The organism is Mycolicibacterium psychrotolerans (assembly GCF_010729305.1).
GTDB lineage: Bacteria > Actinomycetota > Actinomycetes > Mycobacteriales > Mycobacteriaceae > Mycobacterium > Mycobacterium psychrotolerans.
The window spans coordinates 5,531,621-5,557,939 of the sequence record NZ_AP022574.1; the positions used below are offsets into that span (position 1 = coordinate 5,531,621).

Annotated in this window: 31 protein-coding genes; 7 read left to right on the forward strand and 24 right to left on the reverse strand. The window is 69.0% G+C overall.

Annotation, left to right across the window (positions count from 1 at the left end; translation table 11 throughout):
- Positions 1–31: 31 nt before the first annotated feature.
- The 12 genes from rpsQ to G6N45_RS26715 all read right to left on the reverse strand — a co-directional run bounded on the left by rpsQ (position 32) and on the right by G6N45_RS26715 (position 7,362).
- Positions 32–331: a 30S ribosomal protein S17 gene (gene rpsQ, locus G6N45_RS26660; protein WP_057151134.1), complete on the reverse strand. Its 300-nt coding sequence runs from the start codon at positions 329–331 to the stop codon at positions 32–34.
- Entirely contained in the window at positions 331–564 is a 234-nt protein-coding gene (rpmC, locus tag G6N45_RS26665) for a 50S ribosomal protein L29 (RefSeq protein WP_046362683.1), read from the reverse strand. The genes rpsQ and rpmC overlap by 1 nt, the downstream gene beginning before the upstream one ends.
- The gene (gene rplP, locus G6N45_RS26670) at positions 564–980 is read right to left on the reverse strand and encodes a 50S ribosomal protein L16 (protein ID WP_057151135.1); all 417 of its coding nucleotides are present in this window, start codon (positions 978–980) and stop codon (positions 564–566) included. The genes rpmC and rplP overlap by 1 nt, the downstream gene beginning before the upstream one ends.
- A gap of 2 nt (positions 981–982) precedes the next feature.
- Positions 983–1,840, reverse strand: a complete 858-nt coding sequence (gene rpsC, locus G6N45_RS26675; protein WP_163727075.1) for a 30S ribosomal protein S3 — start codon at positions 1,838–1,840, stop codon at positions 983–985.
- Positions 1,840–2,292, reverse strand: coding sequence for a 50S ribosomal protein L22 (gene rplV, locus G6N45_RS26680; RefSeq protein WP_163727078.1), 453 nt, complete (start codon positions 2,290–2,292; stop codon positions 1,840–1,842). The genes rpsC and rplV overlap by 1 nt, the downstream gene beginning before the upstream one ends.
- Positions 2,292–2,573 carry a 30S ribosomal protein S19 gene (rpsS, locus tag G6N45_RS26685; RefSeq protein ID WP_011739061.1) on the reverse strand — a complete coding sequence of 94 codons (282 nt, stop codon included), beginning with the start codon at positions 2,571–2,573 and terminating at the stop codon, positions 2,292–2,294. Before rpsS ends, rplV begins: the two co-directional genes overlap by 1 nt.
- Before the next feature lie 11 nt (positions 2,574–2,584).
- Complete coding sequence (gene rplB / locus G6N45_RS26690) at positions 2,585–3,421, reverse strand: 50S ribosomal protein L2 (protein WP_163727081.1); 837 nt, start codon at positions 3,419–3,421, stop codon at positions 2,585–2,587.
- A 56-nt stretch (positions 3,422–3,477) separates the two neighbouring features.
- Positions 3,478–3,780 (reverse strand): 50S ribosomal protein L23, encoded by a 303-nt coding sequence (gene rplW, locus G6N45_RS26695; RefSeq protein ID WP_163727083.1) that lies wholly within the window; start codon positions 3,778–3,780, stop codon positions 3,478–3,480.
- Positions 3,780–4,436 carry a 50S ribosomal protein L4 gene (rplD, locus tag G6N45_RS26700; protein WP_057151139.1) on the reverse strand — a complete coding sequence of 219 codons (657 nt, stop codon included), beginning with the start codon at positions 4,434–4,436 and terminating at the stop codon, positions 3,780–3,782. Before rplD ends, rplW begins: the two co-directional genes overlap by 1 nt.
- Positions 4,433–5,089 carry a 50S ribosomal protein L3 gene (rplC, locus tag G6N45_RS26705; RefSeq protein ID WP_057151140.1) on the reverse strand — a complete coding sequence of 219 codons (657 nt, stop codon included), beginning with the start codon at positions 5,087–5,089 and terminating at the stop codon, positions 4,433–4,435. Before rplC ends, rplD begins: the two co-directional genes overlap by 4 nt.
- Before the next feature lie 15 nt (positions 5,090–5,104).
- Entirely contained in the window at positions 5,105–5,410 is a 306-nt protein-coding gene (gene rpsJ / locus G6N45_RS26710) for a 30S ribosomal protein S10 (protein WP_003883485.1), read from the reverse strand.
- 365 nt (positions 5,411–5,775) lie between these two features.
- Entirely contained in the window at positions 5,776–7,362 is a 1,587-nt protein-coding gene (locus G6N45_RS26715) for a carboxylesterase/lipase family protein (RefSeq protein ID WP_246228805.1), read from the reverse strand.
- Between the two features lie 105 nt (positions 7,363–7,467).
- On the opposite strand from G6N45_RS26715, the gene G6N45_RS26720 reads away from it, so the two are divergent.
- Complete coding sequence (locus G6N45_RS26720; RefSeq protein ID WP_163727087.1) at positions 7,468–8,718, forward strand: cytochrome P450; 1,251 nt, start codon at positions 7,468–7,470, stop codon at positions 8,716–8,718.
- Here G6N45_RS26720 and G6N45_RS26725 read toward each other — a convergent pair.
- Entirely contained in the window at positions 8,684–9,310 is a 627-nt protein-coding gene (locus tag G6N45_RS26725; RefSeq protein WP_163727091.1) for a TetR/AcrR family transcriptional regulator, read from the reverse strand. The two genes, G6N45_RS26720 and G6N45_RS26725, sit on opposite strands and share 35 nt — an antisense overlap.
- A gap of 90 nt (positions 9,311–9,400) precedes the next feature.
- Between G6N45_RS26725 and G6N45_RS26730 the strand changes: the two genes are divergently transcribed.
- Entirely contained in the window at positions 9,401–10,957 is a 1,557-nt protein-coding gene (locus G6N45_RS26730) for an MFS transporter (RefSeq protein WP_163727094.1), read from the forward strand.
- On the opposite strand, the gene mftG is transcribed toward G6N45_RS26730, so the two are convergent.
- The 7 genes from mftG to mftA form a co-directional block, all read right to left on the reverse strand.
- Complete coding sequence (gene mftG, locus G6N45_RS26735; protein WP_163727100.1) at positions 10,947–12,371, reverse strand: mycofactocin dehydrogenase MftG; 1,425 nt, start codon at positions 12,369–12,371, stop codon at positions 10,947–10,949. The two genes, G6N45_RS26730 and mftG, sit on opposite strands and share 11 nt — an antisense overlap.
- Before the next feature lie 6 nt (positions 12,372–12,377).
- Positions 12,378–13,793, reverse strand: a complete 1,416-nt coding sequence (gene mftF / locus G6N45_RS26740; protein WP_163727102.1) for a mycofactocin biosynthesis glycosyltransferase MftF — start codon at positions 13,791–13,793, stop codon at positions 12,378–12,380.
- Positions 13,790–14,533, reverse strand: a complete 744-nt coding sequence (gene mftE, locus G6N45_RS26745; RefSeq protein ID WP_163729129.1) for a mycofactocin biosynthesis peptidyl-dipeptidase MftE — start codon at positions 14,531–14,533, stop codon at positions 13,790–13,792. The genes mftF and mftE overlap by 4 nt, the downstream gene beginning before the upstream one ends.
- A gap of 124 nt (positions 14,534–14,657) precedes the next feature.
- A complete protein-coding gene (mftD, locus tag G6N45_RS26750; RefSeq protein WP_163727106.1) occupies positions 14,658–15,833 on the reverse strand; it encodes a pre-mycofactocin synthase MftD in 1,176 nt (391 codons plus the stop codon).
- Positions 15,834–15,837: 4 nt separating this feature from the next.
- Entirely contained in the window at positions 15,838–17,025 is a 1,188-nt protein-coding gene (gene mftC, locus G6N45_RS26755) for a mycofactocin radical SAM maturase (protein WP_163727122.1), read from the reverse strand.
- Positions 17,022–17,306 carry a mycofactocin biosynthesis chaperone MftB gene (mftB, locus tag G6N45_RS26760; protein ID WP_048419644.1) on the reverse strand — a complete coding sequence of 95 codons (285 nt, stop codon included), beginning with the start codon at positions 17,304–17,306 and terminating at the stop codon, positions 17,022–17,024. Before mftB ends, mftC begins: the two co-directional genes overlap by 4 nt.
- Before the next feature lie 2 nt (positions 17,307–17,308).
- Positions 17,309–17,401: a mycofactocin precursor MftA gene (mftA, locus tag G6N45_RS26765; protein WP_073682527.1), complete on the reverse strand. Its 93-nt coding sequence runs from the start codon at positions 17,399–17,401 to the stop codon at positions 17,309–17,311.
- Positions 17,402–17,504: 103 nt separating this feature from the next.
- Between mftA and mftR the strand changes: the two genes are divergently transcribed.
- From mftR to G6N45_RS26780, 3 genes are read left to right on the forward strand one after another with little or no spacing between them, the layout of a single operon-like run.
- A complete protein-coding gene (gene mftR / locus G6N45_RS26770) occupies positions 17,505–18,131 on the forward strand; it encodes a mycofactocin system transcriptional regulator MftR (protein ID WP_163729133.1) in 627 nt (208 codons plus the stop codon).
- A gap of 4 nt (positions 18,132–18,135) precedes the next feature.
- The gene (locus G6N45_RS26775; RefSeq protein ID WP_179965248.1) at positions 18,136–18,489 is read left to right on the forward strand and encodes an RNA polymerase sigma factor; all 354 of its coding nucleotides are present in this window, start codon (positions 18,136–18,138) and stop codon (positions 18,487–18,489) included.
- The gene (locus G6N45_RS26780; protein ID WP_163727129.1) at positions 18,486–19,766 is read left to right on the forward strand and encodes a VOC family protein; all 1,281 of its coding nucleotides are present in this window, start codon (positions 18,486–18,488) and stop codon (positions 19,764–19,766) included. The genes G6N45_RS26775 and G6N45_RS26780 overlap by 4 nt, the downstream gene beginning before the upstream one ends.
- Positions 19,767–19,769: 3 nt before the next feature.
- Here G6N45_RS26780 and G6N45_RS28275 read toward each other — a convergent pair whose 3' ends face one another.
- The 3 genes from G6N45_RS28275 to G6N45_RS26795 all read right to left on the reverse strand — a co-directional run bounded on the left by G6N45_RS28275 (position 19,770) and on the right by G6N45_RS26795 (position 23,272).
- Complete coding sequence (locus tag G6N45_RS28275; protein WP_163727133.1) at positions 19,770–21,416, reverse strand: HNH endonuclease signature motif containing protein; 1,647 nt, start codon at positions 21,414–21,416, stop codon at positions 19,770–19,772.
- A gap of 180 nt (positions 21,417–21,596) precedes the next feature.
- Positions 21,597–22,769 carry an NAD(P)/FAD-dependent oxidoreductase gene (locus G6N45_RS26790; protein WP_163727136.1) on the reverse strand — a complete coding sequence of 391 codons (1,173 nt, stop codon included), beginning with the start codon at positions 22,767–22,769 and terminating at the stop codon, positions 21,597–21,599.
- Positions 22,770–22,825: 56 nt separating this feature from the next.
- Positions 22,826–23,272 carry an Rv2324 family transcriptional regulator gene (locus G6N45_RS26795; protein ID WP_057151153.1) on the reverse strand — a complete coding sequence of 149 codons (447 nt, stop codon included), beginning with the start codon at positions 23,270–23,272 and terminating at the stop codon, positions 22,826–22,828.
- Positions 23,273–23,393: 121 nt separating this feature from the next.
- Here G6N45_RS26795 and ddaH point away from each other — a divergent pair, with 121 nt between their 5' ends.
- Together ddaH and rocD are read left to right on the forward strand one after the other, a co-directional pair.
- Positions 23,394–24,242, forward strand: a complete 849-nt coding sequence (ddaH, locus tag G6N45_RS26800; RefSeq protein WP_163729138.1) for a dimethylargininase — start codon at positions 23,394–23,396, stop codon at positions 24,240–24,242.
- Entirely contained in the window at positions 24,239–25,459 is a 1,221-nt protein-coding gene (gene rocD, locus G6N45_RS26805) for an ornithine--oxo-acid transaminase (protein ID WP_163727139.1), read from the forward strand. Before ddaH ends, rocD begins: the two co-directional genes overlap by 4 nt.
- Here rocD and G6N45_RS26810 read toward each other — a convergent pair.
- Positions 25,456–26,289, reverse strand: coding sequence for a mycofactocin-coupled SDR family oxidoreductase (locus G6N45_RS26810; RefSeq protein WP_163729141.1), 834 nt, complete (start codon positions 26,287–26,289; stop codon positions 25,456–25,458). The genes rocD and G6N45_RS26810 overlap by 4 nt on opposite strands.
- Between the last annotated feature and the right edge of the window lie 30 nt (positions 26,290–26,319).

Here is a 26,319-nt window from a genome sequence, read left to right on the forward strand (position 1 = left end):
GGCAGTCGCGATCGTTGTCCGACCGAAGGTGCTACTTGGCCTTCTCGAGCACCTCGACCAGGCGCCAGCGCTTGGTGGCCGACAGCGGGCGGGTCTCCATCAGCGAAACCCGGTCGCCGACACCGGCCTCGGAGTTCTCGTCGTGCGCCTTGACCTTGGTCGTGGTCCGAATGATCTTGCCGTACAACGGATGCGACTTGCGGGACTCGAGCTCGACCACGATCGTCTTCTGCATCTTGTCCGACACGACGTAGCCGATGGCCGTCTTACGACGGCCGCGCGGCTTCTCCGTACGCGGCGTGTGCTTGTCGCCTGCCTGCGTTTCTGCCATTAGGAATCCTCACCTCCGGGTCCGGCGGCCAGACCCAACTCACGTTCGCGCAGCACGGTGTACACCCGTGCGATCTCCTGCCGGACCACGCGCAGCCGGCGGTTGTTGGCAAGCTGGCCGGTCGCCATCTGGAAGCGCAGGTTGAACAGCTCTTCCTTGGACTCGCGGAGCTTGTCGGTCAATTCGTCGTCGGTGAGCTCACGGAGCTCTCCCGTCGAAACTCCTACTGCCATCAGAAGGTCTCCTCTCTGGTGACGATGCGAGCCTTGATCGGCAGCTTGTGGATGGCTCGAGTGAGTGCAGCTCGCGCGACCTGTTCGTCGGGGTAGCTCAGCTCGAACAGCACCCGGCCGGGCTTGACGTTGGCCACCCACCACTCCGGCGAGCCCTTACCCGAACCCATCCGGGTCTCGGCGGGCTTCTTGGTCAGCGGACGGTCCGGGAAGATGTTGATCCACACCTTGCCGCCACGCTTGATGTGCCGGTTGATGGCGATACGAGCGGACTCGATCTGCCGGTTGGTGATGTAGGCGTGCTCCAGAGCCTGGATGCCGTAGTCACCGAAGCTCACCGTGGTGCCGCCGCTGGCGATGCCGCGCTGCCTCGGGTGGTGCTGCTTGCGGTGCTTGACCTTGCGGGGAATCAACATGACTAGCTCTCCGTGTTCTCCGGCGCGGATGCGCCGGCAGCGGCCTCGGTGCCAACGGTGGCCTCGGCGACAGCGGGTGCTTCTGCTGGGCTTTCCGTGGCAGCTCTACCGGCGTCGGTGCTCGTCGCCGTGGTGCCCGACGCGCCGCTGCGGCGCGGACGGGTGCCCGACGGACGCTCGCGGCGGGGCCGATCGGCACCGGCCGGAGCCGCGGCGGTCAGCTCACGCTTGCCACCCACGATGTCGCCCTTGTAGATCCACACCTTCACACCGATCCGGCCGAAGGTGGTCTTGGCCTCGTACAGCCCGTAATCGATGTCGGCGCGCAGCGTGTGCAGCGGCACCCGACCTTCGCGGTAGAACTCCGAGCGGCTCATCTCGGCACCGCCGAGGCGGCCCGAGCACTGCACCCGGATGCCCTTGACGTTGGGCTGGCGCATCGCCGACTGGATCGCCTTGCGCATCGCGCGGCGGAACGCCACGCGGTTGCTCAGCTGCTCGGCCACACCCTGGGCGACCAGCTGGGCCACCGACTCGGGGTTCTTGACCTCGAGGATGTTGAGCTGGACCTGCTTCCTGGTCAGCTTCTCCAGGTCGGCGCGGATGCGGTCGGCCTCGGTGCCGCGACGGCCGATCACGATGCCCGGCCGCGCGGTGTGGATGTCCACCCGGACGCGGTCGCGCGTGCGCTCGATCTCGACGTCGGCGATGCCGGCGCGCTCGAGGCCCGTGGCCAGCAGCTTGCGGATCGCCACATCTTCCTTGATGTAGTCGGCGTACTGCTTGTCGGCGAACCACCGCGACTTCCACTCGGTGGTGATGCCGAGCCGGAAGCCGTGCGGATTGATCTTCTGGCCCACTACTCCGAGCCTCCCTTCGATGTAGCGGCCTTGCTGGCCTGGGCGCGACGCGCGCGTGCAGCGCTGGCCGAGGCACCCTGCTTGCCCGTGTTCCTGGGCGGCCGGCTCTCGACGATCACAGTGATGTGGCTGGTGCGCTTACGGATCCGGTAGGCACGACCCTGCGCGCGGGGCCGGATCCGCTTGGCGGTCGGACCCTCGTCGGCGTAGATCGCGGCGACGACGAGCGTCGACGGGTCCAGGCCGTCGTTGTTCTGCGCGTTGGCTGCGGCGCTGGCGATCACCTTGGCGACCGGCTCGCTGGCGGCCTGCGGCGCCCAGCGCAGGATGTCGAGTGCTTCCTCGACGCCCTTGCCCCGGACCAGGTCGATGACGCGCCGGGCCTTGCTGGCCGAGACACGCACGAAGCGCGCCTTCGCGGTCGCGGACGGGTATTCAATCGCTGTAGTCATTACCGCCTCTTGGACTTCCGGTCGTCCTTGATGTGACCCTTGAAGGTGCGGGTGGGCGCGAACTCGCCCAGCTTGTGGCCGACCATCGACTCGGTGACGAACACCGGCACATGCTTGCGACCGTCGTGGACGGCGAACGTGTGGCCGATGAAGTCCGGGATGATGGTGGACCGGCGCGACCAGGTCTTGATGACCTGCTTGGTGTTCTTCTCGTTCTGCACGTCGACCTTCTTGAGCAGATGGTCGTCGACGAACGGGCCCTTCTTGAGGCTGCGTGGCATCGCTTTACTCCCTAGCGCTTCTTGCCGGTGCGCCGGCGACGGACGATGAGCTTGTCGCTCGCCTTGTTCGGCTTGCGAGTGCGGCCCTCGGGCTTGCCCCACGGGCTCACCGGATGGCGACCGCCGGAGGTCTTGCCCTCACCACCGCCGTGCGGGTGGTCGACCGGGTTCATCACGACACCACGGACGGTGGGGCGCTTGCCCTTCCACCGCATGCGGCCGGCCTTGCCCCAGTTGATGTTGGCCTGCTCGGCGTTGCCGACCTCGCCGACCGTGGCGCGGCAGCGCACGTCGACGCGGCGGATCTCACCGCTGGGCATACGCAGGGAGGCGTAGGTGCCCTCCTTGCCCAGCAGCTGGATGCTGACGCCGGCCGAGCGGGCCAGTTTGGCGCCGCCGCCGGGCCGCAGCTCCACGGCGTGGATCACGGTGCCTGCGGGGATGTTGCGCAGCGGCAGGTTGTTGCCCGGCTTGATGTCGGCGTTGGCGCCCGACTCGATCACCGCACCCTGCTTGAGACCCTGCGGCGCGATGATGTAGCGCTTCTCGCCGTCCAGGTAGTGCAGCAGCGCGATGTTCGCCGTGCGGTTCGGGTCGTACTCGATGTGCGCGACCTTGGCGTCGACGCCGTCCTTGTCGTGGCGACGGAAGTCGATCACCCGGTAGGCGCGCTTGTGGCCGCCGCCCTTGTGCCGAGTGGTGATGCGGCCGTGGGCGTTACGGCCACCCTTGCCGTGCAGCGGACGGACCAGCGACTTCTCCGGATGGTCGCGAGTGATCTCGGCGAAGTCGGAGACGCTGGCACCGCGGCGACCGGGGGTCGTCGGCTTGTACTTGCGAATTGCCATGATTGTCTAGTTCTCCCTGGTCTATCTGCTCTTCGCGCGAGCGCTCATCGCCCGGCTCACGCTGGCGCTCCGAACAGGTCGATGGGCTTGCTTCCCGCAGCCAGCGTCACGATGGCGCGCTTGGTGTCCTTGCGCTTGCCGTAGCCGGTGCGGGTGCGCTTGCGCTTGCCCTGCCGGTTGGCCGTGTTCACCGACGCGACCTTGACCTTGAAGATCTTCTCGACGGCGATCTTGATCTGCGTCTTGTTCGAGTCCGGGTGCACGACGAACGTGTACACGTTGTCCTCGATGAGCCCGTAGGACTTCTCCGAGATCACCGGGGACAAGATGATGTCGCGGGGATCGGTCACGGTAGCCATCAGGCCGACACCTCACTCTTCTCGGTCTTCTGCGCGCCGGCGATGTAGGCGTTGAGCGCCTCGACGCTGAACACCACGTCGTCGGCCTTGAGCACGTCGTAGGTGTTCAACTGGTCCGGCGAGATCACATGCACGCCAGGCAGATTGCGCACGCTCAGCGCGCTGGTCTGGTCGGCGCGGCCGATGACCACCAGCACCTGCTTGCGATCGGTCAGCGTGGCCAGGAACGACTTGGCGCTCTTGGTCGACGGCGTCTGGCCCTCGACCAGCTCGGTGACCGCGTGGATGCGCTCGTTGCGCGCCCGGTCCGACAGCGCACTGCGCAGCGCGGCGGCGATCATCTTCTTCGGCGTGCGCTGGCTGTAGTCGCGGGGCTGCGGGCCGTGCACGACGCCACCGCCGGTGAACTGCGGCGCACGCGTCGAGCCCTGACGGGCGCGGCCGGTGCCCTTCTGCCGGTACGGCTTCTTGCCGCCGCCGGAGACCTCGCCGCGGGTCTTGGTCGCGTGCGTGCCCTGGCGCTTGGCCGCGAGCTGCGCGGTAACCACCTGGTGCATCAGCGCGATGTTGGGCTCGACATCGAACAGCTCGGCGGGCAGCTCGACCGAGCCGTCCTTCTTGCCTGCCGGTGTCAGCACATCAATTTTCACAGTCATGCCTTCTCGCCTCGCTTGATTGCGCTGCGGACAACCACGAGTCCACCGTTGCGCCCGGGGACGGCGCCCTTGATCAACAGCACGCCGTTCTCGGCGTCGACCTTGTGCACCTTCAGGTTCTGCGTGGTGACGCGGTCGCTACCCATCCGGCCCGACATGCGCGTGCCCTTGAACACGCGGCCCGGGGTGGCGCAGCCACCGATCGAGCCCGGCCGACGGTGCACGGCCTGTGCACCGTGGCTGGCGCCCTGGCCCTTGAAGCCGTGGCGCTTCATGGTTCCCGCGAAACCCTTGCCCTTGCTGGTGCCGGTCACGTCGACGTAGGCGCCGTCGGCGAAGATCTCGGCGGTCAGTTCCTGACCCACCTCGTACTCCGCGGCAGCGGTCTCGTCGTCGAGCCGCAGCTCGGCGAGGTGCCGGCGCGGGTTGATGCCGGCGGCGGCGAACTGGCCCGTCACCGGCTTGGTGACCTTGCGGGGGCTGATCTCGCCGTAGGCGAGCTGCACGGCGCTGTAGCCGTCGCGCTCCTGGGTGCGGATGCGCGTCACGACGTTGGGCCCGGCCTTGACGACCGTCACCGGCACGACCTTGTTGTTCTCGTCGAACACCTGCGTCATGCCCAGCTTGGTGCCCAGAATGCCTTTTCTAGCCATGGTTTCTGGAATCTCCTACTGGATGTTGACGTCGACGCTGGCAGGCAGATCGATGCGCATCAGGGCGTCAACGGTCTTCGGCGTCGGGTCGAGAATGTCGATCAGCCGCTTGTGGGTACGCATCTCGAAGTGCTCCCGCGAGTCCTTGTACTTGTGCGGGGAGCGGATGACGCAGTACACGTTCTTCTCGGTCGGCAGCGGCACCGGGCCGACCACACTCGCGCCCGTCCGGGTGACCGTCTCGACGATCTTGCGCGCAGAGGCGTCGATCGCCTCATGGTCGTAGGCCTTGAGCCTGATGCGGATCTTTTGTCCCGCCACGCTTCTCCTACCTCACTACTAACGGGCCCTCGAAGGGCCTGGCTGTGCCGCCGCTGTTTACCTGTCTGTGGTTCACCGGCCCCCGCGGTCGGGTGTGTCGCCCGAAATCGAGGTGGGGACCGGATGCGCCCCGCGAGGGGCGCCAGTCGCATGCCCGACCAGGCGAACCCGGCTCAAGGCAACCCGAACAGTATGCCTCAGATCCCGGCGTGCTCCAAATCCCTGGTCGGAGGCGCTCGGGTGCGGCTTCCCGTCGGGTCGGACGGCATCACCCGTCCCACCTCTTCACCTTTTGGCGGGGTTCACTCGCACTCTTCCTGCACACCGTGCAGAGGTGAGGTCACCGGGATGGGTGGGGCTCCCGGCTAGCGTAGCCCGGCCCAGAACGCGCACTGATGTTCGTCACCGAAGGAGTCGATCATCCGGCTGCCGTCGGGCTGCAGGGACATCACCCGGTTGCCGTCGCCGAACGCGTCCCACTGCGGCCGGCCGTCGGTGTTCGGCGACGCCGACTTCACGAACGACGACCAGTAGTCGATCATCTCGTCAGACAGTTTCTGCTGCGCCGGGTCCAGGGGCGGCGTTCCCCCGACGTCGAACAGGTACCGCAGTTCCAGGGAGTGGCTGGCCCCGACCGGGAACGGCAGGGTCCGCAGCGACTCGGGCGCCGGCGCGGCCCGGTCGTTGAACTCGTAGAAGTAGACGGGACTGCTGGTGATCGCCCGCGCCATCCGGTCCCCGATGCACGAGAACACGCCGTCGGTGACGGCAGCGGAGTAGGCGAGCGGGACGCTCGGATAGTCGGTCAGCGGATAGCGCTGGGCCACCGCCGCCGCGTTGCGGCCGAAGGCATCGGCCAGCAGCCGCGGGTAGTCCTGCGGGCCGTACCGGACCCCCTCGCGCACGTACTGCATACCGACGAACAGCGTGAACTCGTCGCGGGTGGTGCCCATCAGTACGGGCACCCGCTGCGCGTCGGCGCCGCCGATCGTGCCCATCGGGTCGCGGGGCAGCGCGGCCGTGCCGGTCACCGGACCGGTGAGCTCGTCGTCGCCGATGTTGTAGAACCACGCCGGATCGCGCAGCTTGTCGGCGGGCAACGCTCGCAGACAAGCGGCGGCCTCGACCGGGTCCGCGCAGCCGCGGCCCGCCGCGTACTCCACGGAGCGGTCCTGGGCGACCGGCAGTGCGGCCTGCGCCTGACACGGCCCGCTCTGGATGATCGCGGCGGAGAACAGCCCGCGGGAGCCGGGCGCGACGAGGTGGTCGCACACCGACATGCCGCCCGCGGACTCCCCCGCCACCGTCACACGGTCGGGATCGCCCCCGAACGCGGCGATGTTGTCGCGGACCCAGCGCAGCGCCGCCTGCTGGTCGGCCAGGCCGTAGTTGCCGACCTCACCGGGGGGCCCGAGTGCCGGATGGGCCAGAAAGCCCAGCGCGCCGAGGCGGTAGTTGATGGTGACGACGACGATGTCGCCGCGCGCCGCCAGCCTCCCGGCGTCGTAGATCTTGCCGCTGCCATTGACGAAGGCTCCGCCGTGGATCCACACCATCACCGGGCGTGGCTGCGCCGAGGCCGCCGGAGGCGTCCACACGTTGAGACTCAGGCAGTCCTCGTCGGTCTGGCGGCCGAGTTCGAGGTCCCCGCCGAGGCTCTGCATGCATCGCGGTCCGAACTTCGTCGCGTCGCGCACGCCCGCCCACGGTTCGGCCGGCTCCGGATCGGCGAACCTGAGCGGACCGACAGGCGGTGCGGCATAAGGAATTCCGGCGAAAAGCCGATGGTCCTCGGCGACGACGCCGCGCAGCGTTCCCGCGGCGGTCTGCGCCAGCGCCGGGTCGGCCGGTGGCGGCGGGGGCGACTCGCCGCGGCCGCCAGCGCATCCGGCGATCAGCGCGACGGCCACCAGGACGCACAGCGCCCGCAGGAGAACCGTTGCGGGCGTCACGGGATCCGAGCTTAGCCGTGTCGCCGAAGTGCTTCCGCTACGTGGCGCCCGTCACATAAGATGCCTGCAGTTGACACGCGTCAAGTACCCCCCGAGGAGAGCTTCATGACCCCACGCACGATGGACGACGCCGCCAAAGCCCTGGCCGACCCCACGGCATACGCCGACGACGCCCGGTTGCACGCAGCGCTCACCCATCTGCGGGCCAACGAGCCCGTCGCGTGGGTGGACAACCCGCCCTACCGTCCGTTCTGGGCGATCACCAAGCACGCCGACATCATGGCCATCGAACGCGCCAACGACCTGTTCCTGTCCGAGCCGCGCCCGCTGCTGTCGACCGCTGCCGCCGACGACTACATGGCCGCCCAGATGGAGGCCGGCATGGGTATCCGCACGCTGATCCACATGGACGATCCACACCACCGCAAAGTGCGCGCGATCGGCGCCGACTGGTTCCGGCCCAAGGCCATGCGCGACCTCAAGGTGAGAGTCGACGAGCTGGCCAAGCGGTACGTGGACCGGATGCGCGACATCGGGCCCGAATGCGACTTCGTCACCGACATCGCGGTCAATTTTCCGCTCTACGTGATTCTTTCGCTGCTCGGCCTGCCGGAGGAGGACTTCGGCCGGATGCACTCGCTGACCCAGGAGATGTTCGGTGGCGACGACGACGAGTACCAGCGCGGCGTCAGCCCGGAGGACCAGATGGCGGTGCTGCTGGACTTTTTCGCCTACTTCTCCACGCTGACCGCGTCGCGCCGCGAGAACCCGACCGACGACCTGGCCTCGGCGATCGCCAACGGCAAGATCGACGGCGAGCCGATGTCGGACATCGACACCGCGTCGTACTACGTGATCGTCGCCAGCGCCGGCCACGACACCACCAAGGACGCGATCTCCGGCGGTCTGCTCGCCCTGATCGAGAACCAGGACGAGCTGGCCCGGCTGCGGGACAACCTCGACCTGATGCCGACCGCGGTCGAGGAGATGATCCGCTGGACGACCCCGGTCAAGGAGTTCATGCGCACCGCGGCCGAGGACACCACGGTGCGCGGGGTGCCCATCGCCAAGGGCGAGTCCGTGTACCTGGCGTATGTGTCGGGCAACCGCGACGAGGAGATCTTCGACGAACCATTCCGATTCGACATCGCCCGCGACCCCAACCGGCACGTGTCCTTCGGCTACGGCGTGCACTTCTGCCTCGGCGCGGCCCTGGCCCGGATGGAGATGAACAGCATCTTCACCGAGTTGGTTCCGCGGCTCGAGTCGATCGAACTGGCCGGCGAGCCCGAACTGGCCGCCACGACGTTCGTCGGCGGACTCAAGCACCTGCCGGTCCGCTATTCGCTGCGCTGACCGCGAGGAAGCCGTCGACCGCGGCGACCGCGACGGTGCGGTAGTCGAAGTCGATCAGCGTGCTGAGTCTGCCGAAGGCGAGCGGGCCGATCAGCAGAGCGAACGCGGTGGGCCGGTCCACCGGCCCGAGCTGCTCGGCGGCCTCCGGGCTGTCGAAGACCGCGTCGAAGGGTGCCGAATACTGTTCGGCGATCCGCTCCCTCAGTGACCGGACCTGCGCGCCGCCCTGACCCGCCGACGGCACCGCGGCGATGTCGGGGCCGAGCGACAGCCAGGCCATCGCGGTCAGCGTCGTCGGGGCCTCGGCGATCGATGCGGCCCACTCGCCCACGACCGCGATGAGCCGCTCGCGAAGGGTGCCCGAATCCGGCGGCATCGGCGGCGGCGGGATCAGGCTCATGAATGCCGCTGCCACAAGATCATTCGCGCTCGGGAAGTGGCGGTAGAGCGTGGCGCGCGCGACGTTGGCCTGCCGGGTGACCGCGTCGATGGTCACCGCGCCGGGACCGCCGGCACGCAGCAGCGCCGTCGCCGCGTCGAGCAGACGGGCGCGGGACCGGGCCGGCCTCGGGTCGCCACTGGCGGCCGTCATGGTTTCCACCACCTTCACAGCGGGAACAACAAGACTATCGGTCTCTCAGCGAGACTGTTAGTCTCGAAAGTCTCCGGCGAGAGAGAGCCCATGGCCGACACCCTCACGCAGTCAGATCAGGATATCGACGCCGGGATCGCCCGCCTGTCCCCGCGCGCACGGCGTTGGCTGCTGGCCGTCGCGAGCATCGACGTACTGATGGTCATCTCGTCGATGGTCGCGCTCAACGCCGCCCTGCCCGACATCGCGGTCCAGACGTCGGCGACCCAGAGCCAACTCACCTGGATCGTGGACGGCTACACCCTGGCGCTGGCGTGCCTGCTGTTGCCCGCCGGCGCCCTCGGCGACCGCTACGGACGGCGCGGGGCGCTGCTGCTGGGGCTGGTGATCTTCGCGCTGGCCTCGGCGGCCCCGATCCTGTTCGACAGTCCGACTCAGCTCATCGCCGCCCGCGCCGCGGCAGGCGCCGGCGCGGCGTTCATCATGCCTGCGACACTGTCGCTGCTCACCGCCGCGTTCCCGAAGGCCGAGCGCAACAAGGCCGTGGGCATCTGGGCCGGCGTCGCGGGGTCGGGTGCGATCTTCGGATTCCTCGGCACAGGTGTTCTGTTGCAGCATTTCTCGTGGCAGTCGATCTTCGTCGCGTTCGCCGCGGCGGCGCTGGCGATGTTCGCGCTCACCTGCACCATCGGCAGCTCGCGCGACCAGACCGCCACCCCGATCGATTGGCTGGGCGCCGCGCTGATCGGCACCGCGATCGCGGTGTTCGTGCTCGGCGTCGTCGAGGCGCCGGCCCGCGGCTGGACTGATCCGCTGGTAATCGACACCCTGGCCGGCGGCGTGGTGCTGGCCGGCTTGTTCACCGTGGTGCAGCAGCGGCGGCGCCATCCCCTGCTCGACGTACGGCTGTTCCGCAGGCCGGACTTCGCGACCGGCGCTGTCGGAATCACGGTCCTGTTCCTCGCGAACTTCGGGTTCTTCTTCATCGCGATGCAGTTCATGCAGCTCGTGTTGGGCTACACCGCGCTGCAGACCGCCTTCGCGCTCTCACCGCTGGCGGTCCCGGTGCTGATCCTCGGCGCCACCATGCACCTGTACCTGCCGAAGGTGGGTCTGCGGCTGTCGGTCACCGTCGGTCTGCTGCTGATCGCCGCCGGACTGTTCTGCATGCGCTTCGTCGAGGCGGACGCCACGTTCCTCGACCTGATGTGGCCGATGCTGATCATCGCCACTGGCATCGGATTGTCCACCGCACCAACGACTTCAGCGATCATGAACGCGGCGCCCGACGAGAAGCAGGGCGTCGCGTCGGCGGTCAACGACGCCACCCGAGAGGTGGGCGCCGCGCTCGGCATCGCGGTGGCCGGCTCGACCCTCGCCGCGTCCTACCGTGACTCCCTGACCCCGCAGCTGACCGGTTTCGGTGAGCAGATCCGCCACACCGCCACCGATTCGCTCGCCTCGGCGCTGGCGCTGGCCGAGCACCTGGGTCCACAGGGCGGGCCACTGGCCGACGTCGCCCGGTCGGCGTTCCTGCACGCCACCGATCAGGCGCTGCTGGTCCTGTCGATCCTGCTGGTCGTCGCAGCCGTCTTCGTCGCCGCGTGGGCGCCGGGCCGCGACGGCAGGCAGCTGTTCAGGCGATGAACTCCGCGGCACGGTGAGCGGCCATCACGATGGTCGCGTGCGGACCGCGACTGGGGATCGACGGCAGCACCGACCCGTCGACCACCCACAACCCCTCGACGCCCCGTACCCGGCACCGGGTGTCCACCACGGCGGCCGCGTCGGTGTCGCGACCCATCCGCGCGGTGCCGCACAGGTGCTGCGACGTCGCCCAGGACGGCTCCGCTTGCACTGTGTCGCCGGCGATTTCGAGGGCGACCGCGGTGCCGTCACGCAGCAGGCGGCCATCGGCGGGCGCGCTGTCGTACCGGTGCTCGATCACGGGGTCGCGGTCGGGATCGGCCGACGCGAGCGTGATCCGGCCCCGCGAGACCGGCCGCATCAGCGTCACGCCGAGGTGGGGCTGATCGGTCGGGTCGTCGCGACGGCCGGTGGTCATCGCGCCGAAGCCCGCCGTGTACGGCCGGATCTCCACCCCGTCGGCAGTGGTGAGCACCGCCTCCAGCGGCGGCACACCATGGGTGGCCGGCCAGCTGACGGGCAGCACCCACTCCGGGTGGTCGACCGTGTCGACCCCCACCGGCAGGTCGACCGCGACCGGCACCCCGGCGCCGCTCAGCACGGCGGCAGGCCCGATGCCCGACAGCATCAGCAGATGCGCCGAGCCGATGGCCCCGGCGCACAGCACCACCCGATCGGCACGCAGCGTGGCGGGTCCGCCCGGTCCGATGACGTCGGCCCCGACCGCGCGGCCGCCGTCGAACCGGATCCGGCCGACCCGGGTGTCGGTGAGCACCGTCAGGTTGCGCCGGTGCATCGCCGGTTCGAGGAACGCCCCGCCGGGGCCGACCCGCGTGCCGCGGTCGATGTTCAGCGGCACCGCTCCGACCCCCGGCGGCACCGGCCGCTGGAGGGTCGAACCGTTCAGGTCGTCGACCCACGCAAAGCCCGCATCCCGGGCCGAGCGGACGAAGGCCGCTGTGGAACCGTCGAATTCGGCGACGCGGCGCACCGTGATCGGTCCCGCCGTGCCGTGCGGCTCGCCGCCGAAGTCGAGGTCGCGCTCGATGGCCTTGAAGTGCGGCAGCACGTCGGCCCATGCCCACCCCGGCAGCCCCCATCCGTCGACGTCGGCGGGTAGCGCCCGGCAGAAGTACCCGCCGTTGATCGCGCCGGATCCGCCGACGACCGCGCCGCGCATGATCTGCACCGAGCGCCGCGGATGGTCGGTGAGGGTGGTGGTGTAGCGCCGCGCGACCGCGCTCGCCTCCCCCAGCGGCAGCCGCAGGCCGTCGGTGATCTGATCTCCGACCCGCGGATCGGTGGGGGCGGGCCCCGATTCGACGACGACGACGTGGCAGCGCTCGTCGGCGGAGAGCCGCTCCGCCAGGACGGATCCGGCGCTGCCCGCGCCGATGATCAGGACGTCAGCCAACGGGCCTCAGGTTCGGATCTGCGGCTTGAGCGCCCCGGCGTGGCGTTCCCGCACCACCCCGGTCCAGAGTCCGAGACCGTAGGCGATGTCGTCGAGTCGCTTGAGCAACAGGTAGGTGAACACCCCGACACGCTTCGTGTCGTCGTCGGCGCTGCCATGGCTGCGGGTGGCCCAGTCGAACACCCCGTCGAGCACCGCGGCCACCAACACCACCTGGCGACACCGCCGAGAGAGGACCGCCGCGACAAGGGCCACCGGCCAGTAGTGCCGGCAGATCGCCGACGCCAGTTGCAGCGCCGCCGACCACAGACCCTGTGCGGCGACCACGGCCACCTCCAGGGGTTCGGTCTGCACGCTCGACAGCGACTTGGCGATTCGCCGGCCGGTGATCGCGGCCACCGCCGCCGACGCCACGTATCCGAAACAAGAGCCGAGCGCAACCAGCATCCAGACCACCAGCGTCCAGCCCGAGATCACCAGCGGGGCGGTCTTGCCGGGATGGCGGATGGACAGCGGTGCTGCCGATCCGCCGTAGAAAGACTTGCGCGCGAACCACTTTCGTAGCTCGGTGCGGTGGTCATGGGCAACCATCGCGATCGGCTCGTAGCGCAGCCGCGCGCCTGCCTCGTTGAGCCGCCAGCACAGATCGACATCCTCGCCGGAGGTCAGGGTCTCGTCGAAGCCGCCCAACTCGATCAGCACCCTGCGCCGGCAGATGATCGCGGCACTGGGCACGTAGGAGACGGTGCCGAACGGCACCACCGGCGCCTCCCGCAGCCCGAGGTCCAGCGACGAGCGGACGGCCTCGTACCGGGCCACGACGCTGTCGGACGGATGCAGCGCGACGATTCGCGGCGCGACGAGCGCGACGGCCGGGTCGCAGAAATGTCCGAGCAGCGCCTCGAGCCAGCCTCGGCGCGGCACCACGTCGGAGTCGAGGAACGCCACGAAGTCGGTGTTGCAGGCCGCCAGCCCGGCGTTGCGGGCGGCGGCCGGGCCCTTGCTGCGGTCCAGGCGCAGAATCCGGAGGTCGCAGTGCACGCCGTCGAAGTCGGTGTCGCTGACCGGTGTCGCGGAGCCGTCGTCGACGATCACCACCTGCAGCCCGCGCAGCGCAGTGAGCAGCCGGGTCAGGCCAGTGGGGTTGTCCCGCACCGGGATCACGACCGTCACGTCACGATGCGACGGTCCGGTCAACGGCCGGGGATGGGCCACGGTGGCATCGAGAAGAGTGCGGGCCAATTGGGCGCTGACCGCGTCGTGCACTTCGAGCCTGCCGCCGGTGAGCATCGTTTGCGCGGCGGGCGCCAGCCGCAGCAGTCTGGTCGGCGAGCCGCCGAGCAGCGCGGCGCCCTCCCCGAGGACGCGCACGCGTCGATCCACCTGGACGGCGAAGCCGTCCGGCAGGCGAGGCCCGTTCACGTCAACAGCCCCTCGCGGTCGGGTGCCCACCGAGTGACGCGGCCCATGCACGCGTCGAGCATCTCAGCAAAGATCCTGCCCCCTTCTTCCGCCGTCGCCGTCGTGGGGTCCCCCAGGATCCCCAGCGAACTGACGGCGGCGACTCCCCCGCGGCGCAATTGTGGCATCAACTCCGTCAACGGCGAAAGGTTACCGGCCACCAAAAGGTCATCGCGCACGACGTGCGGCGAAATATGTAGCAATACAGATGTTTCAGTATGGCCGGCGTGCGCGTCGGCCTGCGCAGCTACGCAGGAGCACCAGCCCGCGTCGCGCCCCTCGTAGCGCAGCAGGGTGACCGCCCGGCGCAGCGCCTCCACGTTGCCGCCGTGGCCGTTGACGAACACCAGCCGCGATGCCCACCGGCACGCCGATCGCCCGAACTCGACGAGCAGTTCCGCCAGTGCCGGTGTGCCAATAGAAACGGTCCCGGCGAATCCCTCGTGCTCACCGCTGGCGCCGTAACCGATTGCCGGAGCAACCATCCACGGGTCGGGCGTCCGCTCTCGCAGGAGCGCCACGAGTGCGTCGGCGACGGCGGTCGCGATGCGAGTGTCGGTGTCCAGCGGCAGATGAGGTCCGTGCTGCTCGGTGGAACCGACCGGGACGACCAGCGCGGGCGACGAATTCTGCAGCTGCCTCGACGTTGAGTTCCCGAGCTCGCGGGGAAAAGCCACGCGAGCATGGTAGGCCGAATTCACCTGGTGTGCGCCAGTTGTTGGTGCATGCGTGGCCGTTGATTTCCCGCAGTTCGTCACATGGGCGGACAGCGGTTTCACGTCCGCCCCCTCCGCCCCGCGCGTACCAGGCCCGAGGAAGCGGCGCTCACGCCCCCAGGATGCGGGTGAAACCGTCGGGAATCAGGACATCGTCGCGGGTCAGATCGTGAATCGAGGACTTGCCCAGTGCCATCAGCGCCGAATCGACGCCACCGCGCATGATGTCCAGGACGTTCTCCACACCGGCCTGACCGTTGGCGGCCAGACCCCACAGATAGGCCCGGCCGATCATCACCGCACGGGCACCCAGAGCAACCGCCTTGACGACGTCGCTGCCCCGCCTGATGCCGCCGTCCAGCAAAACCTCGACCTGGTCGCCCACCGCATCGGCGATGGCCGGCAGGCACCGGATCGCCGCCGGCGTCCCGTCCAGGTTGTTGCCACCGTGGTTGGACACCGTGATCGCCGAAACACCCGCATCGACAGCACGTTTCGCGTCGTCGACGCGCACCATGCCCTTGAGCAGGAACGGGCCACCCCACTGTTCGCGCAGCCACGCGACGTCTTCCCACGTCGGCGGAGGGGTGCCCATCCACTGGCCGTAGGCCTCGAAGAACGTCGGGCCGGTCTCACCGCGCCGCCCCTGGTTGGGAACCCGCAGGTCGGGCGGGCGCAGGTGCTTGGCGAAGCTGAAGAACCACCGCGGCTTGGTGATGACCTCCGGAGACATCCGGATCATGGTCTTGAGGTCCATCTGCTCGGGGATCTTCGGGCTGCCCCAGTCGCGACCGTGCGAGAAGCTCCAGTCGGTGGTCAAGATCAGGCCCTTGGCCCCGGCCGCCCGGGCTCGTTCCATCCGCGCCAGGATGTCGTCGCGGCTGCCGAGCCAGTAGATCTGGAAGAAGATCTTGTCGTTGACCGCGGTGACCTCTTCGATGGGCTTGCTCGCGAACGAGGACAGCCCCATCGCGGTACCCCGGGCCGCGGCGGCGCGCGCGACGGCCACCTCGCCATCGGGGTCGACGGCCTGCACGCCGGTGGGCGAGATGATGACCGGCAGCGAAATGCCCTGACCCAGAACCGTTGTCCCCATGTCACGCTTCTCGGTGGCGCCGATGACGTGCGGCGCGAAGCCGAGTTCGGCGAACGACTCGACGTTGTCGGAAACCGTCACGCCCTTCTCGCTCGCCGAGATCAGGGAGGAGTAGGCCGATTTCGGCAGCCGCTTCTTCGCCCGCTGCTGGGCGATGGCGACGGTCTCGAACCAGGTATCACGTGCCATGGGACTACACAGGACTTTCGTTGCAGAATTTCTTGGGAGGGGCGCTCAGCAGGGTGAGCGGGATCGGGCCCTTGGGAGTGCGGCCGCCGCTACGCGAGTGGTCGACGCTGGGCTTGGGCTTGTCCCGGTCCAGGGCCAGCGCGGGTTCGCCGTACCCCTGGACGCACTCGGGATCAGGACCGTCCAGCGGCAGACCGGTGAAGAACTTCGCAGCCATGCACCCGCCGCGGCACGCGTCGTAGTGTCCGCAGCTACCGCACGCCCCGGCCGACTGCGGCTCGCGCAGCTCACGGAAGAGCTCGGAGTTCTGCCAGACGCTCTGAAAACCGTTGTCGGTGACGATGTTTCCAGCCAGGAACGTGTCGTGGATGGCGAACGGGCAGGCGTAGACGTCGCCGACGGGGTCGATCAGGCAGACCACCCGACCGGCTCCGCACAGGTTGAGCCCGGCCAGCGCGCCGGGTTCGCCCAGCCCCGACAGGTGGAAGAACGAGTCGCCGGTGAGCACCCGTTCGCCGTGGGCGACCAGCCAGTCGTAGAGCTGCACCTGCTGGGCCGGTGTGGGGTGCAGTTCGTCCCAGACGTCGGCGCCGCGGCCCGAGGGACGCAGCCGGGTGATGCGCAGCGTCGCGCCGTAGGCGTCGGCCAGCGCCTTGAAGTCGTCGAGTTGGTCGACGTTGTGGCGCGTCACGACCACCGAGATCTTGGCGTCGGTGAAGCCGGCCGCGCGCAGGTTGTCCAGCGCACGCGTCGCCATCGCGAACGAACCGGGACCACGCACCGCGTCGTTGACCTCCGCGGTGGCGCCGTCCAGCGAGATCTGCACGTCGACGTAGTCGCTGGCCGCCAGCTTGGCCGCGACCTCTTCGGTGATGCGCACGCCGTTGGTGGAGAACTTGACCCCGACATGGTGGGCCGTCGCATAGTCGACGAGCTCCCAGAAATCCGACCGCACGGTGGGCTCGCCGCCGCCGATGTTCACATAGAACACCTGCATGCGTTCCAGCTCGTCGATGATGTCCATGCACTGCCGCGTGGTCAGCTCGCGCGGATCGCGCTTGCCCGATGAGGACAGACAGTGCACGCAGGACAGGTTGCAGGCGTAGGTCAGCTCCCACGTCAGGCAGATCGGCGCGTCCAGGCCGCGTTCGAACTGGTCGACCAGGCGGGGCACGGGTGCGGTGACGGTCATCGGTCCTCTCCTGCGATCAACATGTTCGACGCGACCAGCACGCTCATCGCGTGCAGGTAGGGCGACAGCTGGGAGTCCTCGACTCCTGCTGCGCGACAAGCGGATCGAACGTCGGGGTGATCACCCAGCGAGTTGATCACCTCGACGATCGTCCGGTTCTTCAGGAACGACAGCTTGCGGGTCCCGAAGTGGTAGAGCAGCGCGCCGAACGGCTCGGGCCGGACGGCAACCTGCGGATGCAGCCGCCAGCGCTGGTCCGGATCGAAGGTCGGCGCGGTCATGCTCAGTAGACCCCGCACATCCCGTCGATGGAGACCTCTTCGACCAGGCTCTCGGTGACGAGCTCGTCGTTCTCGGTGTGCTGACTCGGCTCCATGGCACTCGCCTCTCTGTTGGGTGATCCCCGGCGGGGGTCTCGACATTTGTGACGCAGATCGCAACAATAAGGCACCGGGTGCCTAAATGGAAGGGGGATGCCGATGCAACCCGCCAGGGCACGGGTGGGCCGCCGCCGGTCCACGAGCTGGGAGCACATCAGCGCCGTCGCGATCGATCTGTTCTCCGAGCGCGGCTTCGACGATGTCAGCGTCGACGACGTCGCGGCGGCGGCGGGCATCGCCCGCCGCACCCTGTTCCGCTACTACCCCTCGAAGAACGCCCTGCCGTGGGGTGACTTCGACGCGCATCTCGGTCTGATGCAGGGACTGTTGGCCGCCACCGATCCGGACGCGCCGGTGCACGAGGCGCTGCGTTCCGCGCTGCTGGCCTTCAACGATTTCGACGACGCCGACCGGCACCGCCAGCGCATGCGGCTGATTCTGGAAACGGAAGCACTGCAGGCGTATTCGATGACGATGTACGCCGGGTGGCGGGCGGTGGTGGCCTCGTTCGTGGCGGCGCGACTGGGCATCTCCCCTGCCGATCTCCTCCCCCAGACCGCGGCCTGGACGATGCTCGCGGTGGCGCTGGCCGCCTACGAGCAGTGGCTGGCCGACGAGTCGGTGTCCCTGGCCGCCGCGCTGGGGGATGCGTTCGATCTGCTGGCCGGCGGGCTGGCCGGGCTGGAAACTCGGGTGTCGGAATCTGCCCGTCCACCGCGACGATGAAGGTGTGAGCGCCGAAACCGAGGCCGACCGGGCTCCACGGACGCTGCTCGCGCTGTACGACGAGGCTCTACCCGCCGTCTACGGGTACTTCGTCAGGCGCTGCGGTGACCGCGGAACGGCGGAAGACCCGCCCGACGAGTGGGACGCCGAACTGGACCGCATCGTCGCCGAACAGGTGCTGGCTCGGCTGAACGAGCAGCACCGCACCGTGCTGGCGCTGCGCTACATGGACGACTGCTCGGTCGGTGAGTGCGCCGAGTTGATCGGCCGCACGGTGCACGCCACCGAAGCGCTGCTGGTTCGCACGCGGCGCGCGTTCCGAGAGCAGTACCCCCACCGGGAAGGAGGAAGGCCGTGAGCGAATTCCACGATCCGTTGGACGTGCTGCGCGGCGGCGATCTTCCCGTCGCGCCCGATCCGGCGTTCGCCGCCCGACTGCGGTCGCGGCTGGAGGCTGCCGCGGACCTGTTCGAACGTCAACCGGAGCGAACCCGAGGAGTGAGCATGAGCGGCACCGACACCGTCCTGGCGGAACTGGCCGCCCCGTCGCCCCCCAGGGCCGCCGCGATCCCGTATCTCGCGGTCGCCGACGCCCGCCGGGCCCTCTCCTGGTACGCGGACGCCTTCGGCGCCGCCGCCGTCGGCGATCCGTTCGTGATGGACGACGGCCGCGTCGGCCACGCTGAACTGGCGATCGCCGGCGGGGTGTTCTACCTCGCCGACGAGTATCCCGAGCTGGGCCTGAAAGCGCCTGCGAGGCAGCATGTCTCGGTCAGCCTGATGCTCACGGTGCCCGACGTGGACGCCGCGTTGCGACGCGCCCGCGACCTCGGCGCCGATGTGCAGCGGGAGCCCTACGACGCCCACGAGGCGCGTAACGCCACGATCGTCGACCCGTTCGGGCACCGGTGGATGCTCACCGGGCCTGTGGCCGGCGCGGTGGCGCCGATCCGGCACGGTGATGCCGCATACGTGGCGCTGTGGACGCCCGATGCGCAGCGGGCGGCCGCGTTCTACGGATACGTGCTGGGGTGGCAATACGAGCCGGCCACGGGTCGGGTGCGCAAGCCCGGGCTGCGCATCGGATTGTCCTCCACCCCAGGTGATTCCACGCTGTTCTGCTGCTATGCGGTCGACGATCTGGCGGCGGCACGGGCGGCGATCACCGACGGCGGCGGCACGATCGGCGACGTCGAGCAGTTCGACTTCGGCACGGTACTCACGGCCGCGGATTCGCAGGGCCGCCGGTTCGGTGTCGTCGTCGCCGCGCCGGGCGAACCCCGTCCGGCGCTCAACGGTTCGGGTCCGGGCGACCTGTCGTACATCACCTACGAAACACCCGAGTCGGCCGGCTTGCGGTCGTTCTACGGCCGCGTGCTGTCCTGGACGTTCGACGCCGGCCGGATTTCTGACGGCTGGGCTGTCCGGGACTCCCATCCCATGGCGGGTGCCGCAGGAGGCTGCGACGCACCGGTCACCGTGCCGATGTGGACCGTCACCGATATCGATGCCGCCGTCGCGCGGGTCGGGGAGGCGGGGGGTTCGATCATCGACGCGCCGTCGCAACAGGCGTACGGGAAGTCCGCGCTGTGCACCGACGATCAAGGCACCCGGTTCTATCTCGGCGAGGTCTGAGCGTCAGAACGGTGGATCGTCACGGCCGGGGGTGTGATCCGATGGCCCGGGATCCCGAGCTGCCCGGTTGGCGTCGTCGGCTGCTGCGCGGACTTGTTTGTTGTGTGCGCGTTCGGCTTTGATGCGCGCGGCATCGTCCGCGCTGCGCAGGCGTCGTCGGATGGGCATCTTGGCGATACGTTGAGGGTTGGGTGGGGGTATCGGTGGTGGGAGCGGCAGATCGGCGGTGGCGGCGGGGAAGGTCGGAAAGAACAGCGCGCAGCCGGGCCGGGTGGTGTAGGTGCGGCCGTCGGGTGCTGTGAAGGTGATCGTGCCGTCGGGTGATTGCACTTCTCGCCAGCCCTCGGCGAAGGTCTTGCCGAGATGGTGGGTGCGGCATTTGCAGTTCATGTTCGACGGGTGGGTCGGTCCGTAGGGCCAGGGCTCGCTGTGGTCGATGTCGCAGCGCTCGGCGGGGACGTCACAGCCCGGGAAGCGGCAGAACATATCGCGCAGCCGCACGAACTGGGCCAGCCGCGCCGACGGGCGGTAGTGCGGCTCGGGGTCGGGCCCGGGCAGCCACAGCGGGGCGACCTTCGCCCCGCCGCGGATCGCGTCGGCCAACGCCGCAGTGGGCATCACCGTGAGCCCGGGCAGCAGCGCCAGCCCAATGTCTTTCAATGGCGCCGGCTCGCAGTCGGTCGCGAGGTCGGTGTCGGCGGCGGGCTCGTCGACGGCATCGCTCTCAGCGGCGGCGGGCTCTGCGGCGGCGGGCTCGACGGTGCTGGCTGCAGCATTGGTCACGGCGGCGGACTTCTTAGCGTCTGCTCCTTTGGCCTCTGCGGCGGCGTGGGCTGAGGCGGCGTCGAGGGCGGTCTTATCGACGATGACGTGAACAACGATGTTCGACTGCGGGGCTGGGGTGTCGGCTTTCGGGCAGTCGGGGGAACCGCAGCGGCAGGGCAGGTGTGTGCGGCCGTTGAGCAACGCGCCCGCGGCCTCGGAACGGCGTTGCCCGATGCTGCGCGGGTCATTGGCGCAGACGCCGTCGATCATGGCCAGGATGCGCCGCTCGGCGGCGATGCCGTCGGCGGCCATCAACCGGCCCCACACCGAGGTGGTCTCCGCGCCGTCCTCGTGGGCACCGATGCAGAAGTCGCGCTCACGCAGCGCGATGGCGGTCAGCCGGACCGTGTCGGGGTCGTAGCGTTCGATGACGGCGTTGACCGCGGCGATCAGCTTGTCTTTCGACAGTGCGCCCCAGGATGCGGCGTGGTCGGCCAGTTCGCTATCGATGATCGCCAGGACCTGCTCGTCGTCGATCAGGTGGGTGCGCCAGGTCAGCTGCGAGATCACCCGGGCATCGATGCGGCCGGCACAGAACAGCGCCGCGACGCGGGGCAGCCGGTCGCGCAGGGCCATCGCGATGCGCATCTGCGCTGAGGCGCGGCGCTGTCCGATGCTCAGCGCGGCGCCGATATCGACGGAGGTGGCGGCCCACAGATCGAAGCTCCAGCGGGAGCGTTCGTCGTCGTCATCGACGGTGCGGTGGGTCAGCTCGGCGATCGCGGCGAGTCGCCGCGCACCGGCCTGGGCCTCTTCCACAGCGGCCTGTTCGATCGCGCCCAACAACGCCTCATCGGCAATTTGGGCGAACATACGTTCGAACATGATTCGATTCTGCCCGCTCCCGCCGACATACCGCCGCACCAATTCTCGGGGCTGTGGATGAAACCAGGATTGGGGATAACGGCAGCGCGACAACGACACTCGATCGCCGCGAACGCGCGCGAATGCTCGCCATCGACGGCGTGGTGCTGTACAGACACGCGCGCTCGCGCCAGACGAAACTCAGCCCAGCAGGTCGGTGATCGGCGCGCCTGCGGCGATCTTGGCCCGGACCTTCATGACCTTGCCGGGGAATCCGCCGCCGACCACGCCGACCACGACACCGTCGCGTTCGTAGTAGGCCAGGAACTTGCGGCCGTCGTCCTCGACGATGTGCACGGTATCGGTGGCCTCCGGTTCGCCCAGGGCCTGGATCTTGACGTCGTACTGATCGCTCCAGAAGTACGGCACCGAAACGGCCGCCGGGGCGTCCTGGCCCAGCATCGCCGGCACCAGCACCCGGGCCTGGTCCGCGACGTTGCTCCAATGTTCGACGCGGACTTGGCCTTTCACCTCGTCACGCCAGGACGCGCAGTCGCCGATGGCCCAGACGTGCGGTGCGCTGGTGCGGCCGGCGTCATCGCACACCACGCCGTTGTCCAGGGCGATCCCGCTGCCCTCGAGCCAGTCGGTGGCCGGGTGCGAGCCGATGCCGACCACCACGATGTCGGCGTCGATCTGTTCGCCGTCCGACAGCGTCACCGCGCGCACCCGGTCGTCTCCGCTCACCTCGGCCACGCCGACGCCACACCGGACGTCGACCCCCTCGGCGCGGTGCAGCCGGGTCACCAACTCCCCGATCTGCTCCCCCAGCACCGACGCGAGCGGCGCCGGTTGCGGTTCGACGAGCACCACGTCCACCCCCAGCGTGCGCAGGCTCGCGGCCACCTCGCAGCCGATGAAGCCGGCGCCGACCACGACGGCGCGGCGCGCGTCGGCAGCTTCTCGGCGCAGCGCCAGGCTCTCGCCGACATTGCGCAGCACGTGGATGCCCGGCAGGTCGGGGAACGACCGGATCCGCTTGGGCACCAAGCCCGTTGCGATCACCAGCTCGTCGTAGCCGAGCGTGCTGCCGTCGGCCAGCGTCACCGCCTTGGCGTCGATCTCGACCGACCGGGCGCCGTTGCCTAGCAGCAGCGTGATGTCCTTCTCGGCGTAGAACTCCGCGGGCTTCAGGCTGACGTCGTCGGTTTCGGCGCGCAGCACCTCCTTCGACAGCGGCGGGCGGTCGTAGGGCAGATGGTCCTCGTCGCTGACGATGGTGATCGGCCCGGAGTACTCCGCACGACGCAGTTGTTCGGCGGTGCGGGCAGCGGCCAGCCCGCCCCCGACGATCACGACTCCTGAAGTGCTCATCTGGGCTTTTTACACGATCACGGGAAACCGTTGTGCGCCACCCCACGGGTGGGTGCTCAGCCCTGCGCCCGCTCGATGATATTGGACAGCACCACGATGCTCTCACTGCGTTCGATGTCGGCACTCGAGCGGATCCGCTCCAGCGCCTCCTCGAGGTGGCGCATGTCCCTGGCAAGCACATGCAGCATCGCGTCGGCCGTCCCGGTCACCGTCGCGGCGCCGACCACCTCCGGAATGTCCTGCCAGGCGGCGCGCAACTGGTCGGGGGCGATCGTCCCGTGGCAGAACACCTGAACGTAGGCCTCGGTGGTCCACCCGAGCGCGTTGCGGTCGATCACCGTGGTGAAGTTGCGGATGACGCCGGTGTCGAGCATCCGGTCGACGCGACGCTTGACCGCGGGCGCCGACAGGTTGACCCGCTGCCCGATCTCGGCGAACGTGGCGCGCGCGTTCTCGGCGAGTTCGGCGAGGATCAACTCGTCCGTCGCGTCCAATCGATCCATGTCGTTCCTTCCGCGCAACAAATGAATGCCCAAAGAATTTTTACACAACAAACAGCGCATAGGTACGCAACAGCCGTCGATTGATTGCGCGAGCGGCGCGAAATATCGTTGATCCATGACGATGGACCTCGCCACCGCCACCTCCCCGGCCCAGGACACCCCGACCGCCCGCAGCCCCCGGCTCCGCCGCTACGTGATGACGAGACCGGAGTTCTTCTCCGTCGAGTACGTCATCAACCCGTGGATGGACACCTCGACCCCGGTCGACACGGGCCGCGCCCTGGCGCAATGGGAGACGCTGCGCCAGACCTACCTCGACCTCGGCCACACCGTCGATGTCGTCGCACCCGTCGCCGGTCTGCCCGACATGGTCTACGCCGCCAACGGCGGCATGGTGGTCAACGGCAAGGCCGTCGTCGCGCGTTTCGCCTACCAGGAGCGGGCCGCCGAGGCGCTCGCGTACGCCGCATGGATGGCCGACAACGACTTCGCCGCCACCGAGACCCGGCACGTCAACGAAGGCCAGGGCGATCTGCTGCTGGTCGGATCGATGATCCTGGCCGGCCACGGATTCCGCACGGACCGCCGCGCCCACCACGAGATCGCCGAGCACCTCGACATGCCGCTGGTCGGCCTGGAACTGGTCGATCCGCGGTTCTACCACCTCGACACCGCGCTCGCCGTCCTGGACGACACCACCGTCGCCTACTACCCGCCGGCCTTCACCGAGCACTCCCAGACCACGCTGCGCGAACTGTTTCCCGACGCCATCGAGGTGGCCAGTGCCGACGCCTACGTGCTCGGCCTCAACGCCGTCTCCGACGGCCTCAACGTCGTGCTGCCCGCCGCCGCCACCGGCTTCGCCGATCGGTTGCGCGACAGCGGATTCCGGCCGATAGGCGTCGACCTGTCCGAGCTGCTCAAAGGTGGCGGCTCGGTGAAATGCTGCACCCTGGAGGTACATTCATGACCGCGATGCACGCCACCACGCACACCGCCGACGCGATCGCCCTCGACGGCCGCTGCGTCGCGCACAACTACTCGCCCCTGCCCGTCGTCGCCGCGAGCGCACAGGGTGCCTGGATCACCGACGTCGAGGGCAAGCGCTACCTCGACTGCCTGGCCGCGTATTCGGCGGTCAACTTCGGCCACCGCCACCCCGAGATCATCGCGACCGCACACGCCCAGCTGGATCTGGTGACGCTGGTGAGCCGCGCGTTCCACTCCGACCGGCTGGCCCCGTTCTGCGCGGCGCTCGCGGAGCTGTGCGGCAAGGACATGGTGCTGCCGATGAACAGCGGCGCCGAGGCCGTCGAGAGCGGCATCAAGGTGGCGCGCAAGTGGGGTGTCGACGTCAAGGGCGTGCCCGCGGAAACCTCGAACATCGTGGTGGCGCAGAACAACTTCCACGGCCGTACCACGACGATCATCAGCTTCTCCGACGACGAGACCGCCCGGCGCGGATTCGGCCCGTACACACCGGGTTTCCGCTCGGTGCCGTTCGGCGACGCCGACGCGCTGGCCCGGGCGATCGACGAGAACACGGTCGCGGTCCTGCTCGAACCGATCCAGGGCGAGGCCGGCATCATCGTGCCTCCCGACGACTATCTGCCGCGGGTGCGGGCGCTGTGCACCGAGCGCAACGTGCTGATGATCGCCGACGAGATCCAGTCCGGCCTGGCCCGCACCGGCAGCACGTTCGCGTGCGACCACTGGAACGTCGTCCCCGACATGTACCTGCTGGGCAAGGCGCTGGGCGGCGGGGTGGTCCCGCTCTCGGCGGTGGTCGCCGACCGGGACGTGCTCGGTGTCCTGCATCCGGGCGAACACGGGTCGACGTTCGGGGGCAACCCGTTGGCGGCGGCGGTCGGCGCCACCGTGGTCGACATCCTGGCACGGGGTGAATTCCAGCGACGCGCAGTCGAACTCGGCGCGCGCCTGCACGCCCGGCTGCACGAGTTGGTCGGGCATGGCGTGCTCGAGGTGCGCGGCAAGGGCATGTGGGCCGGGGTGGACATCGATCCGGCGCACGGCACCGGCAAGCAGATCAGCCTGCGCCTGGCCGAGCGCGGGGTGCTGGTAAAGGACACCCACGGTTCCACGCTGCGCTTCGCCCCGCCGCTCGTCATCACCGCCGACGAGATCGACTGGGCTGTCGACCAACTCGCCGAGGTGCTGGCCCGCTAATACTTGGCGGTTCCGCGGTCGACGGCGATCTGCGAGCCGGAGATCGTCGCCGACCCGTCCCCCGCCAGCCAGGCGACCACGTCGGACACCTCCTCGGGCGTCATGAACTCCTTGAGCCCCTTCTTGCCCTCATGATTCACCGGGTGGTACGGCATCGGTGAAAAGCTGTGCAGGAACGCCGGATACTTGCCGAAGATCTCCATCATCGCCTCGGGCTGAACCATGGGCGTGTCGATCGAGTACGGGTGAATCGAGTTGACCCGGATCCCGAACTCGCCCGCCTCGATCGCCAACGCGTTGGTCAATGCCACCAGGCCGTGCTTGGACGCCGAGTAGTGCGCGTTGCCGGGCGTCGCCTTCGTTCCCGCCGACGAGCTGACGATGATGATCGACCCGCCGTTACCGGCCTCGATCATCGCGGGCACGGCCGCCTTGATCGTGCGCCAGGTGCCGTTGAGGTTGACGTCGATGACGGTGTCCCACTGCTCTTCGGACATCTCCCAGATCCGGCCCCAACTCAGGATGCCGGCGTTGGCCACCACGATGTCGAGCCGGCCGAACTGCTCCATGGCGTCGGCCACCAGCTGCTGCTGCGCGCCGAGATCCCGGATGTCGACCTCGCGGGCGATCACCTTGCGGCCCGCCTCCTCGACCAGCCGCGCGGTCTCGGCGAGATCGTCGGCCGTCGGCATCGGGTAGGTGACGGTGTCCGACACCGGCTTGCAGACGTCGATCGCGACGATGTCGGCGCCGTCGCCGGCCAACCGGACAGCGTGCGCACGGCCCTGCCCGCGCGCCGCTCCGGTCACCAGTGCGACGCGTCCTTCCAGGGGTGCATCAAGGGTCACCGGGTCAGGCTA